This window comes from Bradyrhizobium iriomotense, from assembly GCF_018130765.1.
In the GTDB taxonomy this organism is placed as follows: Bacteria; Pseudomonadota; Alphaproteobacteria; order Rhizobiales; family Xanthobacteraceae; genus Bradyrhizobium; species Bradyrhizobium iriomotense_A.
In genome coordinates this window covers 1-12,855 of the sequence record NZ_JAFCJZ010000046.1, presented here as the reverse complement: position 1 = coordinate 12,855, position 12,855 = coordinate 1, and the positions used below count along the sequence as shown (strand labels likewise).

General features: G+C 65.6%; 13 protein-coding genes and 1 pseudogene. 10 read left to right on the top strand and 4 right to left on the bottom strand.

Annotated elements, in window-relative coordinates; all coding sequences use genetic code 11:
• From JQ635_RS39150 to JQ635_RS38660, 4 genes and pseudogenes are all read left to right on the top strand, one after another.
• Positions 1 to 156, top strand: a pseudogene (locus JQ635_RS39150) (chemotaxis protein CheW); the annotation flags it as partial.
• 73 nt (positions 157 to 229) lie between these two features.
• A complete protein-coding gene (locus tag JQ635_RS38670; protein WP_007600538.1) occupies positions 230 to 595 on the top strand; it encodes a response regulator in 366 nt (121 codons plus the stop codon).
• Between the two features lie 75 nt (positions 596 to 670).
• Positions 671 to 1,870 (top strand): protein-glutamate methylesterase/protein-glutamine glutaminase, encoded by a 1,200-nt coding sequence (locus JQ635_RS38665; protein WP_211415001.1) that lies wholly within the window; start codon positions 671 to 673, stop codon positions 1,868 to 1,870.
• A complete protein-coding gene (locus tag JQ635_RS38660) occupies positions 1,867 to 2,739 on the top strand; it encodes a CheR family methyltransferase (protein ID WP_211415000.1) in 873 nt (290 codons plus the stop codon). The genes JQ635_RS38665 and JQ635_RS38660 overlap by 4 nt, the downstream gene beginning before the upstream one ends.
• Before the next feature lie 180 nt (positions 2,740 to 2,919).
• Here JQ635_RS38660 and JQ635_RS38655 read toward each other — a convergent pair whose 3' ends face one another.
• The 4 genes from JQ635_RS38655 to ctrA form a co-directional block, all read right to left on the bottom strand.
• Complete coding sequence (locus tag JQ635_RS38655) at positions 2,920 to 4,080, bottom strand: glutathionylspermidine synthase family protein (RefSeq protein ID WP_211414999.1); 1,161 nt, start codon at positions 4,078 to 4,080, stop codon at positions 2,920 to 2,922.
• Positions 4,081 to 4,083: 3 nt separating this feature from the next.
• On the bottom strand, positions 4,084 to 4,482 hold the full coding sequence (locus JQ635_RS38650) for a hypothetical protein (protein ID WP_211414998.1): 399 nt from the start codon (positions 4,480 to 4,482) through the stop codon (positions 4,084 to 4,086).
• A 1-nt stretch (position 4,483) separates the two neighbouring features.
• On the bottom strand, positions 4,484 to 4,888 hold the full coding sequence (locus tag JQ635_RS38645; protein WP_211414997.1) for a DUF350 domain-containing protein: 405 nt from the start codon (positions 4,886 to 4,888) through the stop codon (positions 4,484 to 4,486).
• Between the two features lie 310 nt (positions 4,889 to 5,198).
• Positions 5,199 to 5,900, bottom strand: coding sequence for a response regulator transcription factor CtrA (ctrA, locus tag JQ635_RS38640; RefSeq protein ID WP_008138878.1), 702 nt, complete (start codon positions 5,898 to 5,900; stop codon positions 5,199 to 5,201).
• Positions 5,901 to 6,347: 447 nt separating this feature from the next.
• Here ctrA and fliI point away from each other — a divergent pair, with 447 nt between their 5' ends.
• The 6 genes from fliI to JQ635_RS38610 all read left to right on the top strand — a co-directional run bounded on the left by fliI (position 6,348) and on the right by JQ635_RS38610 (position 12,658).
• On the top strand, positions 6,348 to 7,673 hold the full coding sequence (gene fliI, locus JQ635_RS38635; RefSeq protein WP_211414996.1) for a flagellar protein export ATPase FliI: 1,326 nt from the start codon (positions 6,348 to 6,350) through the stop codon (positions 7,671 to 7,673).
• Between the two features lie 133 nt (positions 7,674 to 7,806).
• Positions 7,807 to 8,226 (top strand): flagellar export protein FliJ, encoded by a 420-nt coding sequence (fliJ, locus tag JQ635_RS38630; RefSeq protein WP_008562039.1) that lies wholly within the window; start codon positions 7,807 to 7,809, stop codon positions 8,224 to 8,226.
• A 241-nt stretch (positions 8,227 to 8,467) separates the two neighbouring features.
• Positions 8,468 to 9,013 carry a sigma-70 family RNA polymerase sigma factor gene (locus JQ635_RS38625; protein WP_211414995.1) on the top strand — a complete coding sequence of 182 codons (546 nt, stop codon included), beginning with the start codon at positions 8,468 to 8,470 and terminating at the stop codon, positions 9,011 to 9,013.
• Between the two features lie 37 nt (positions 9,014 to 9,050).
• Positions 9,051 to 10,112, top strand: a complete 1,062-nt coding sequence (locus tag JQ635_RS38620) for an anti-sigma factor (protein WP_211414994.1) — start codon at positions 9,051 to 9,053, stop codon at positions 10,110 to 10,112.
• A gap of 241 nt (positions 10,113 to 10,353) precedes the next feature.
• The gene (locus tag JQ635_RS38615; RefSeq protein WP_211414993.1) at positions 10,354 to 11,313 is read left to right on the top strand and encodes a helix-turn-helix transcriptional regulator; all 960 of its coding nucleotides are present in this window, start codon (positions 10,354 to 10,356) and stop codon (positions 11,311 to 11,313) included.
• A gap of 118 nt (positions 11,314 to 11,431) precedes the next feature.
• The gene (locus JQ635_RS38610) at positions 11,432 to 12,658 is read left to right on the top strand and encodes an NAD(P)/FAD-dependent oxidoreductase (RefSeq protein WP_211414992.1); all 1,227 of its coding nucleotides are present in this window, start codon (positions 11,432 to 11,434) and stop codon (positions 12,656 to 12,658) included.
• Positions 12,659 to 12,855: the final 197 nt, after the last annotated feature.

Below are 12,855 nucleotides of genomic sequence, written 5' to 3'. Positions count from 1 at the left end.
CGCCTGCCCGAGGCCGGCATGGAAGAGAACCCCGTCAACCTCGATCCCCGCATGGCCAAGCTCGCCGGCGGCGTCCACCGCCTCGACGGCCAGCTCATGGTCGTGCTCGACGTCGATCGCGTCCTCGAGCTCGCGCCCGAGATGATGGCGGCCTGATACGGCGGTATTGCCGCCGACGTGCCAGTAATTGGAAGTGCCTCCGCAAAGGGGGTAGGAAGCAGAGGTTCACATGCGAACTTGTCTCGTCGTTGATGATTCCAGCGTCATCCGCAAGGTTGCGCGCCGGATCCTGGAGGGCCTCGACTTCCAGATCCTCGAAGCCGAGGACGGTGAGAAGGCGCTGGAAGCCTGCAAGCGCGGACTGCCCGATGCGGTGCTGCTCGACTGGAACATGCCGGTCATGGATGGCTACGAGTTCCTCGGCCATCTTCGCCGCATGCCCGGCGGCGACCAGCCCAAGGTGGTGTTCTGCACCACCGAGAACGACGTTGCGCATATTGCACGCGCGCTGCACGCCGGCGCCAACGAGTACATTATGAAGCCGTTCGACAAGGACATCGTGACGGCGAAGTTCCAGGAAGTTGGACTTATCTGAGCGACCGCCCGGAGGCTGAACGGAGCCTTCGGCGATTGTTTTCAACTGAACCGTTTCAGTCTGAGTTGGTGAGTAATGGGTGTTGCGTTCGCAGGTAATTCGACCACGGGCACGTCGCGCGAAACCGGGCCTCTGCGGGTGATGATCGTCGACGACTCCGTCGTCATCCGCGGTCTGATCTCGCGCTGGATCGGCGCCGAGCACGACATGGAGGTCGCTGCTTCCTTGCGCACCGGGCTCGAGGCGGTCAACCAGCTGGAACGCATCAACCCCGATGTCGCCGTGCTCGACATCGAAATGCCCGAGCTCGACGGCCTCTCGGCGCTGCCGAAATTGCTGGCGAAGAAGCGTGATCTCGTCATCATCATGGCCTCGACGCTGACCCGCCGCAACGCGGAGATCAGCTTCAAGGCGCTGTCGCTCGGCGCGGCGGACTACATTCCGAAGCCGGAATCGACGCGCGAGGCGTCGGCCGCCGACACCTTCCATCACGACCTGATCCAGAAGATCCGTCATCTCGGTGCGCGGCTGCGCCGCAAGCCCGCCGTTGCGAGCCCGTCGCTCGCGCCGGCGAGCCCGGCCCCGGCTGCGCGTGCCCCGGCTGTCGCGCGGCCTGCCGCGCCTGCCCCTGCTCCGGCCGTGCATGCCCCGTCGTCGGGGGCGCTGTCGACGCGTCCGTTCTCCACCCAGGCACCGAAGGTGCTCCTGATTGGCTCCTCGACCGGTGGTCCGCAGGCGCTGATGGCGCTCGTCACCGAGCTAGGGCCTGTCATCGACCGCTTCCCGGTGCTGATCACCCAGCACATGCCGCCGACCTTCACCACCATTCTTGCCGAGCATCTGGCGCGCTCGAGCCGCCGTCCGGCAGCCGAGGCGGTCGACGGCGAGCCGGTGAAGCCGGGACGCATTTATCTCGCGCCCGGCGGCAAGCACATGCGCCTCGCGCGCAGCGGCGCGGACACGGTGATCGCGCTCGACGACGGCCCGGCCGTCAATTTCTGCAAGCCCGCGGTCGATCCGCTCTTCACCTCCGCCATCGACATCTGGCACGGCGCCATCCTCTCGGTGATCCTGACGGGCATGGGCTCGGACGGCATGCGCGGCGGCAAGGACATCGTTGCGGCCGGCGGCAGTGTGATTGCGCAGGACGAAGCCTCCAGCGTGGTCTGGGGCATGCCGGGCGCGGCCGCCAATGCCGGCATCTGCGCGGCGATCCTGCCGCTCAATCAGATCGGCGCCAAGGTCAACCGCCTGTTCGCGGGAGATCGCTCGTGACCCCGACGGACTACGATTATCTGCGCAAGTTCCTGAAGGAGCGTTCGGGCCTCGATCTGTCGCCCGACAAGCAATACCTGGTCGAGAGCCGGTTGCTGCCGCTGGCGCGCAAGGCGAGCCTTCCTGGGATTCCCGATCTCGTGCTGAAGATCAGGAACGGCGACGGCCGGCTTGCGACCGACGTGGTCGAAGCCATGACCACCAACGAGACCTTCTTCTACCGCGACAAGATCCCGTTCGACCGTCTGCGTGACACCATCCTGCCGGGCCTGATCCAGGCGCGCGCCGCGCGCAAGTCGATTCGCATCTGGTCGGCGGCCTCGTCGACAGGGCAGGAGCCCTATTCGATCGCGATGTGCGTGAAGGAGATGGGCGCAGCTCTCGCCGGCTGGCGCATCGAGATCGTCGCCACCGATCTGTCGCAGGAGGTGCTGGAGAAATCCAAGGCCGGCGTCTACAGCCAGTTCGAGGTGCAGCGCGGCCTGCCGATCCAGCATTTGATGAAATACTTCACGCAAGTCGGCGAGCTCTGGCAGCTCAATGCCGACATTCGCGCCATGGTGCAGTTCCGCCAGCTCAATCTGTTGCAGGACTTCTCCCATCTCGGCACGTTCGACGTGATCTTCTGCCGCAACGTGCTGATCTATTTCGATCAGGACACCAAGGCGGTGATCTTTGAGCGCATGGCGAAGGGCCTGGAGGCCGACGGCACGCTGCTGCTCGGCGCTGCCGAATCCGTCGTCGGCATCACCGACGCGTTCCGCCCGATCACCGAGCGCCGCGGCCTCTATCAGCTCAACCCCGCGCGCTCCGGCCGGGCGATGGGCGGGCTGATGCCGCAGCCGTTGAAGGTCGCTGCGGCGAGGTGAGATTTCTTCCTTCTCCCCTTGTGGGAGAAGGCGGCGCGCGAAGCGCGCCGGATGAGGGGTTGTTTCCGCGAACTCAAATCGCGAGAGGCATCGCTCGTGGAGAGGTACCCCTCACCCGTCTCGCCGCTACGCGGCGAGCCACCCTCTCCCACAAGGGGAGAGGGGAAGAGCATTCCGGTCTCACAAAATCGCATGCGGCAGAAACCGCGAGCTGTTGCCCGTGATCGGGCTCTCGTCCTCGCGGATCGACAGACCGCACGGCTCGTGGTTCACCAGCCAGCTTCCGATCACCGGATAGAAGCCGGAAAAGTTCGGCAGCGGTGACAACGCCTGTCGCACGAAGCCTTCGGCACCATACGGACCCGCCTGCTCGTCGAGCGGCATACCGCCGGACACCAGCGTGACATTCGCGCCTTCGCGCGACAGCAATGGCTTGCGTACATAGGAGCTGCCGAGCTCTGCCGCGCGTGGATCGTCCTCGAAGAAGGCCGGCAGCAAATTGGGATGGTTCGGAAACATCTCCCAGAGCAGCGGCAGGATGCCCTTGTTGGAGAGCACCGCCTTCCATGGCGGCTCGATCCAGCGCGTCGGGGCCTCCTTGAGCTTTGCGCCGAAGGCGTCCTGGAACATCCATTCCCAGGGATAGAGCTTGAAGGCGAGCGCGATGTCGGCATCGTCGAGATCGACAAAGCCGCCGCCCTCGTCGCGCCAGCCGACCTGCTCGATGTCGAGCAGCGTGGTCGAGAGTCCAGCCTGGCGCGCGGTGTCTTCGAGATAGGCGAGCGTGCCGGCGTCCTCGTCATTGCCTGTCGTGCCGGTGAGATGCAGGTGACGGCCGGCGGCGATCGTCTTCCATGCTTCGATCAGCCGCTCGTGGATCGAGTTGAACTGATCGGCGCGCGAGGGAATGATGCGGCGTTCGATCGCCTGTTCGAGCCAGGTCCATTGGAAGACGGCAGCCTCGAAGATCGATGTCGGCGTATCCGCGTTGTATTCGAGCAGCTTTGCCGGCTCCTTGCCGTCGAACTTCAGGTCGAGCCGGCCATAGAGGCTGCGGTCGTCGCGCGCCCAGCTCTCGGCGATCAGGCTCCAGAACGCTTCCGGAATCTTCAGACGTCGCAGATGCCGCTCATCGCCGATCACGCGGCCGGCAAGCTCCAGGCACATCGCGTCGATTTCGCCGGTCGGCGTCTCGATGCCGCGCTCGATCTCGTCGAGCGTGAAGGCGTAATAGGCGCGCTCGTCCCAATAGCGGTCGCCGCCGATGGTGTGGAAGACGAAGCCGCATTGCGCTGCGGTCTCTCGCCAGTCGTCGCGCTCCAGACAAGTGATACGTTGCATAGGTCAGCCCCCGCCCGAGAAGCCATGGCCGAACGCGCCGAAGCCGCCGCGGCTCACGCTGCTGTGCCCTGAGTCGGATGACGTGCTCGACGACGAATGGCTGGAGGAATCGCTGCTGTAGAAGCTCGATCGCGACGATGAGCCCGAGCCGCCGCCGCCGGACGAACTGCTACTGCTACTGGTGCACGTCGTGACCGTCTGCCCTGGCACGGCGCCAGGCGAGGGCTCGCAGGTTTGCCGCGGCATCAGCGTGTAGGCGGTGGTGCCGACCGCGATCGTGCCCATCACCAGCAGTGCGACATGGCCGGAGCGCTTGACCGGCGCCCTCGGCGGCAGCGGCAGGTCCGCCGGCAGGCGCGGCCGGCGCTTGCTGAACTCCTTGCTGGTGGGTTTGTCGGCCATATCAGTAGATCATGCAGGCGGCGTTGAGGAGGCCCGCGGCGAGCGAGGACAGCCCGAGCCAGATGGCGGGCGCAAGCTCGCCGGCGGCGATCCGCGCCGACAGGTTCGGCACCGGCACCTTGACGAGAAAGAACACGATGACCTGCACGATCAGCGCGATCATCGCCCAGATCAGGCAGTCCAGCACATTGGCCGAATGCGCGATGGCGCTGACCAGCGGCGCCACGAAGCCGAGCAGGCTGAGGCCGAGCGCAATCGCGGCGGCCGGCTCGTTGTCGCGGATCAGCTGGAACTCGTTGTAGGGGGTGATGCGGGTATAGACGAACAGATACGCCACGATCGCAATCAGCCCGGTGCAGAAATAGACCAGGAAGGCAGGCAGGCCGGCGAGTGATTGCAGGATCATCGTTCCCCCATCGTGCAGCGACCATTCGTCGGCGGGAGAAGCGTAGCGGTTCAACCATTAGGGAGGGATGAAAGTCGCATCAGCACGGTTGCTGCACCTCTCCCGCTTGCGGGGGAGGTCGGCGAGAAGCGCCGGGTGGGGGCTCTCTCCACACGAGGACTGTCCCGATGCGGAGATACCCTCACCCCGCCCCTCTCCCGCAAGCGGGAGAGGGAGAAGACGTCCCTAAAAAAACGAAAACCCCGCCATTTGCGGCGGGGTCCAGGCTGGGAGGAGCAAACCCGGGAGGGCTTGCGACGTAAACCCAGGATCAGGCGGGGATGCGCTCTTCGTGCTCGTGCGGCTCGCGCAGCACGTAGCCGCGGCCCCACACGGTCTCGATGAAGTTGCGGCCTTCGGAGGCGTTGGCGAGCTTCTTGCGGAGCTTGCAGATGAAGACGTCGATGATCTTCAGCTCGGGCTCGTCCATACCGCCATAGAGGTGGTTGAGGAACATTTCCTTGGTGAGGGTCGTGCCCTTGCGGAGCGAGAGGAGCTCCAGCATCTGGTATTCCTTGCCGGTCAGATGCACGCGCTGGCCGCCGACTTCCACCGTCTTGGTGTCGAGGTTGACGACGAGGTCGCCGGTCTGGATGACCGACTGGGCATGGCCCTTGGAGCGGCGCACGATCGCGTGGATGCGGGCCACCAGCTCGTCCTTGTGGAAGGGCTTGGTCATGTAGTCGTCGGCGCCGACGCCGAGACCCTTGACCTTGTCCTCGATGCCGGCGAGGCCGGAGAGGATCAGAATCGGTGTCTTGATCTTGGAGACCCGGAGCTGCTTGAGCACGTCGTAGCCGGACATGTCGGGCAGGTTGAGGTCGAGGAGAATAATGTCGTAATCGTAAAGTTTACCGAGATCGACGCCTTCTTCCCCCAAATCGGTCGTGTAGACGTTGAAGCTCTCAGACTTCAGCATCAGCTCGATCGACTGCGCGACGGCGCTGTCATCTTCAATCAGCAAAACGCGCATGCCAGTTCCCCATAGTCGCCGCTCCTGGGCGTCAGGTCGGCCGCATTCGCGGCACTCAACAAAACGCCTTTGAACAACTGATTCGGATCCTGACAACAGATGGTTAACAAACTCTGATTCTGGAACGCAAGTCCCCCCGGTGCAATTTTTGTCGAATCGCCCTAAGGTCTTGCGCTGGAAGCAGCTTTCGTTACCCCGTTCTGTTCAAGCTCCACTTTAAGAGACGGGCCTAACCGACTCCCGCGACTCAGCCTTCTTCTGAAGGGGAGTCACGCTCAGTCACAAAGACAGTGACGCAATGATTAATGATGCGGGTAAACACGGAGTTAAGCGCCGTTCAGAAATATGGCGAAACTTAAGAGTTTCACCGTGAAGGCCCGGAGCACGACGGCGATCCCCCTCATGGAAGCCCTCTTATGAAGGCGCGCCCCTTATGAAGGCTCTTGTATGAAGGCCCTTGCCGAACAGATCGGCGACATCGACGGCGTCAACATCTATGGCCGTGTGGTCGGCGTGCGCGGCCTGATGGTCGAGGTGGCAGGTCCCATCCATGCGATGTCGGTCGGCGCGCGGCTCGTGATCGAGACCGGCGCCAATCGTTCGATCCCCTGCGAGGTGATCGGCTTCTCCGGCAACAATGCCGTCGTGATGCCGTTCGCCGGGCTCGATGGCGTGCGCCGCGGCTGCAAGGCGGTCATCGCCAATGCGGCCAACCAGGTGCGGCCCTGCGCGGCCTGGCTCGGTCGCGTGGTCAATGCGCTGGGCGAGCCGATCGACGGCAAGGGGCCGCTGCCGCAGGGGTCCTCGCCGATGCCGTTCCGCAATACGCCGCCGCCGGCGCATTCGCGCAAGCGCGTCGGTAGCCCGCTGGACCTCGGCGTGCGTGCGATGAACACCTTTCTCACCTGCTGCCGTGGCCAGCGCATGGGCATTTTCGCGGGTTCCGGCGTCGGCAAATCGGTGCTGCTGTCGATGCTCGCGCGCAACGTCGACGCCGCCGTCAGCGTCATCGGGCTGATCGGCGAACGCGGCCGCGAGGTGCAGGAATTCCTGCAGGACGACCTCGGCGAGGAGGGCCTCGCACGCTCGGTCGTCGTGGTCGCAACCTCGGACGAGCCGGCGCTGATGCGCCGCCAGGCGGCGTATCTGACGCTCGCGGTCGCCGAGTATTTTCGCGACGAGGACCAGGACGTGCTCTGCCTGATGGACTCGGTGACGCGCTTTGCCATGGCCCAGCGCGAGATCGGCCTGTCCGCGGGCGAGCCGCCGACCGCCAAGGGCTATACGCCGACCGTCTTCACCGAGCTGCCGAAGCTCCTGGAGCGGGCCGGGCCTGGCCTCGGCGAAGGCGCGATCACCGCGATCTTCACGGTGCTGGTCGACGGCGACGACCATAACGAGCCGATCGCCGACGCCGTCCGCGGCATCCTCGACGGCCACATCGTGATGCAGCGCTCGATCGCCGAGCGCGGCCGCTACCCCGCCATCAACATCCTCAAATCCGTCTCCCGCACCATGCCGAAATCGGCCGATCCGCAGTTCTGGCCGACCATCCAGAAGGCGCGGGCGGTGATGGCAACCTATGCCGACATGGAGGAATTGATCCGGCTGGGCGCCTATCGGGCCGGCTCCAGCCCCGAGGTCGACGAGGCGATCCGGCTGCACGAGCCGCTGGAGGCGTTCCTGCGGCAGGGCAAGGACGAAAATGCCTCACTGGCGGACGGCTATCGGCAGTTGTCGCAAATCCTCGGCAATTTGGAAACGGAACGCTAACTTTGTCGGTTCATCATCCGATCCCACAGAGTAGCAGAGCCGGTCTTGGCCCAAATCGGGCCTGTGGGGAGACCGGTGCCGTCCCAATGTGTGTATGTCTTGCAGCTAGGGGACTTCTGGGGAGTACGAGTCGATGAAGTCACGTGATACCCTCATCCGCCTGAAGAAGTTTCAGGTCGACGAGAAGCGCCGCCGGGTCACCCAGATCGAGACCATGATCGCCGACTTCCAGCGGATGTCGGTCGATCTCGAACGCGAGATCCAGACCGAGCAGGACCGTGCCGGGATCAACGATCCCTCGCACTTCGCCTATCCGACCTACGCCAAGGCCGCGATCCAGCGCCGCGAGAACCTGACCCGCTCGGCCGACGAGCTCAAGGGCCAGCTCGACGAAGCCAAGGCCGCGCTGGCCGAGGCCTTCGAGGAGCTGAAGAAGGTCGAGCTCCTCGACGAGCGCGACCAGGCCCGCGAACGCGCCGAGGAAAACGCCCGCGAGCAGGCCGACCTCGACAGCATCGGCCTGATGCGCGCCCGCATCGGCGCCGTCGCCTGACGCGCTAGAGCATGATCCGGAAAAGTGCGCAGCGGTTTTCCGAAAAGATCATGCTCAAACAATAACCTAATCAAGAACCTGCCGAGAATTCGCCAAACCCGGACCCGCAAGGTCCGGGTTTTCGCATGGGCTGTCCACAGCGCGGCGCCACGCCCCCTTGGTGGTCGGCTTTGCCGCGCGCTATGGTAGCGAAGTGCCGGGGCCTGCGCGGAACGCGACGGCCCACGTGTTGGGGGGCTGAATGCTGACGCCAGCAGAGCTGGTCGGGCTGATCGAGGTGGTCGCCAAAGGCGATCAGGCCGCGTTCGAGCGCCTCTACGTCGCCACGCGCGCGAAACTTTATGGCGTCGTGCTCCGTATCTTGCGTCGGCAGGATCTCGCAGAGGAGGTCATTCAGGAGACCTACGTCAAGATCTGGAACAGCGCCGGCCAATTCAATCCGGCGCTCTCGTCGCCGATCACGTGGATGGCATCGATCGCGCGCAACCGTGCGATCGATATCGTGCGCAAGAAGTCGGAAGTCTCCATCGAGGAAGAGCCTCAGGCGATGGAGGTTGCGGCCGACAGTCCCGATCCGCTGGCGCGCCGGGAGATGACCGAGGAGCTGAAGCGGCTCTTGGAATGCATCGGCCGGCTCGAGCCGGACCGTCAGAAGCTGGTGCTGCTCGCCTATTACAACGGCTGGAGCCGCGAGCAATTGGCGGAGAAATTTTCGGCGCCCGTCAACACGGTGAAGACGTGGCTGCGGCGCAGCATGCTGGATATCCGGGAGTGCCTCGGATTGTGATGGCTCGGACGATGAGGAAGGTTCTGGACTGCAATTGATGGCCTACACGGAGGACCATATCGCGCTCGCCGCGGAATATGCGCTCGGCACGCTCGACGCCGACGAGCGCGCGCAGGTCGAGACCATGATGGCGGTGGACACGGCGTTCGCCGAAATCGTGCAGGCCTGGTCCTACCGGCTCGGCGTCCTCAACCAGATGGTCGGCACGATCGAGCCGCGTCCGATCGTGTGGGAGAACATCAGGGCCGAGCTCGCGCGGACAGACTTCGCGCAGGCGTCGCCCGCGCCGTCCGAAGCCGCGCCGCCTCCCGCACCTCTGCCGGAGTCTTCCTCGTTTGAAGCCGTGTCGCCGCCGCCGTCGTCGGACAGCGCGCCGCCGGCCGAGCTGCAGCCTGCCGCGGCGGAGCAGCCGGAGACGGCGCGGCCGGCCTCCGATGCGCTATCCGACGTCGCGCCGATCTTCATGCCGCAGGTCCATGCGCCCGATCCGGACGTCGTGCATGCGCCGCCGCCGCCGGTCGTCGACAACAGCAATGTGATCCGGCTCGAGGGCCGCGTGAAGCGCTGGCGCACCATCGCATCCGTCCTCAGTGCGCTCGCGGCTGCGCTGCTGGTGACGCTGTCGCTCCAGATCTTCCAGCCCGATGCGCTGCCCGGCGCGTTGCGTCCGGCACCGCGCATTCAGACCGTGGAGGTGAAGGCGCCGGCTCCGCTCGCCGCGTCCGCGCAATATGTCGCGCTGCTGCAGGGCCAGGGCGGCGGCCCGGCCTTCATCCTCACCATCGACGGTGCGACGCGAAACTTCACCGTGCGCAAGGTCGGCGCCACGCCGGAGCCCGGCAAGAGCTTTGAGCTCTGGCTGATCTCCGACAAGCTGCCGCGCCCGCGCTCGCTAGGTGTGATCGGCGCCGGCGAGTTCACCGCGCGTCCGCTGCTCGCCGGCTACGATGCCGAACTCGTCAACGGCGCGACCTATGCCGTCACCGTCGAGCAGGCCGGCGGCTCGCCGAGCGGCCAGCCGACCTCGGCGCCGGTGTTTTCCGGCAAGCTGATCGAGACCGTGCCGCCGGCGCAGCCGCAGGTGCCCGCGAAGAAGTAGTCGCTGCCGTAGCCCGGATGAGCGAAGCGACATCCGGGGGACAGTGCTCCCGCATATCGCTTCGCTCATGCGGGGCTACAAGGGCGCGTTCATGTCGCCCCCGTCCATCTCGCCGTCGCATTTCGACAATCCCGGCCAAATCCCATCCCGGTTTGAACCTCCCCGCAATTTGCCGCGTCAAATCCCCGGAATTTGCAGTCGGCGCTGCCGATCATTGTGCCGAAGAGGGGCGAGAAATCAGATGGATGCAGCGAAAACGCCGGGCATCTTCGTTCACCAATATGCAGGCCTGCCGCACGGTCCGGCCTTCGAACATTGGCGCGACAGGGCCTTCGGGGCCTGCGGCCTCGATATCGGGCCGAGCCAGGGCGACAGCATCGATTGCCGGCTCCAGGTCAGCGTGGTCGACAATATCGTGCTCGCCATTCCCGAAGGCGCCTCCGCGCAATATTCGCGCAGCCAGAGCCACCTTGCCGATGGCAGCGACGATCTCGTGCTGATCTCGGCGCATGCGGGCCTCGTCCGCGTCGGGCAGAATGGCCACACCGTCGAGCTCGCGCCTGCGCAGATGGTGCTCGTCGACATGGGCATCACCGGCACCGTCGGCCACACCATTGAGGATCGCTTCACCAGCATCCGCATGCCGCGCCGCGCGCTGCTCGACATCAATCCGCGCGCCGAGGACAAGCTCTCGCAAGTGCTCTCCGACGGCGCGGTCGCCGAGACCATCTTCCGCTACCATGCGCTCGCCGCCAATCACGCGCCGCATCTCGACGCCGTCGGCCAGCGCCTGACCGCGCAGCACATGGTCGATCTCGTCGGTCTCCTGCTCGGTACCGATGCCGAGCACGCAAGCCTCGCGCGCGGGCGCGGGCACGCGGCGGCCCGCCTCGACCTGATGCAGGCCGACGTGATGGCCGCACTCGGCCGCAACGATCTCTGCCTGGCTGAAGTTGCGACTCGCTCGGGCTTAAGCCCGCGCCAGGCGCAGCGCCTGTTCGAGCAGGCCGGCACCACCTTCACCGAGTTCGTGCTGGAGCAGCGACTCTTGCTGGCGCGAAAGCAGCTCAGTGATCCCCGTGCGCGGGCGCGTAAGATCAGCGACATCGCGCATTCCTCGGGCTTCTCCGACCTGTCCTATTTCAACCGCGCCTTCCGCAAGCGCTTTGGCGCGACGCCGTCGGAACTGCGCGAGGCGTAAGCCCACGTTTTTGTGCAGCAGCCTTGCGCTGCCGCGGTTGGTCGATTCTGACGAATGAGCTATATCTGGCCGCGCGGGCAGGCCGCAGGATCTCTTTGGAAAGTGCGAGTAGGCGGACATGGCGCGTATCGTCGTGCTCGGCGCCGGATTTGCGGGTCTGTGGGCGGCCATCGGCGCCGCGCGCAAGCGCGACGAGATCGGCGCCGCGGGCCGTGACATCGAGATCCACCTCGTCGACCGCAACCCCTATCACAACATCCGCGTGCGCAATTACGAGGCCGACCTCAGCGAGGTCGCGCTTCCGCTTGCGCAATTGCTCGATCCGATCGGCGTCACGCACGGCCTCGGCGAGGTCGAAGCCATCGATCCGGCGCATCGCCAGATATCGCTCGTCACCAGCGGCGGCGAAGAGACGCTGAGCTATGACCGCCTCGTGCTCGCGCTCGGCAGCGCGGTGATGCGCCCCGACGTTCCGGGCCTTGCCGACCATGCGTTCGACGTCGATACCTATGCGGCGGCGCTTCGCCTCGAGGATCATTTCGCCTCGCTCGGGCGCAGCGCGCCGTCGCCGGGGCGTTCGACGGTCGTGGTGGTCGGCGCCGGCTTTACGGGCATCGAGGTCGCGACTGAGATGCCTGACAGGCTGGCGCGCGCCGGCATCACCGGCAGCCGCCGCATCATCCTGGTCGATCCCAATCAGGTCGTGGGCGCCACCATCGGGGCGCATGCGCGTCCCGTCATCGCGACGGCGCTCGCCTCGCTCGATGTCGAGACGCGGCTCGGCGCGCGCGTGGTCTCGATCGAGGCTGCCGGCATTCACCTGAGCACGGGCGAGTTCATTCCGACGCAGACGGTGATTTGGTGTGCCGGCATGCGTGCGAGCCGGCTGGCCGCGAGTTTTCCGGGCGCGCGCGATCGCCTCGGGCGCCTGCTGGTCGATCCCTTCATGCGCGTTGCCGATCTGCCCGGCGTGTTCGCGGCCGGCGACGTTGCCTCCAGCGTGGTCGACGGGCTGCATCCGACCGTGATGTCTTGCCAGTTCGCCCGGCCGATGGGCCGCTTCGCCGGCCACAATGTGGTGGCCGATCTGGTCGGCGAGCCGATGCTGCCGCTGCGGATCGACTGGTACGTCACCGTGCTCGATCTCGGCGGCTGGGGCGCGCTCTATACGGAGGGGTGGGATCGCGAGGTCCGCGCCACCGGCGCGGCCGCGAAGGCGACCAAGCAGACCATCAACCGCAAGCGCATCTATCCGCCGCTCACCGGCAACAAGGACGATCTGTTCGCCGCCGCCGCGCCGATCGTGCAAGCACCGCCGCCGACCTATGGGGCGCCGCGTCGTTGAACTGGGCCATGCGTCCATCGACCAAACGAAACGATGCGACGAAGGCAGTGTCCGCCAGCCCTCGTCCGCTCCGGGGCCCCCTTAGCCGACGTTGCTGTTCGCTGCCGAGAGGTCGGCAAATGACCCTGGCTGTGTGAAAACGCTGGGCTGCTGTTATGATTCTCCTGTGATTCTTTTGGGGGAATCGATGAGGCGCT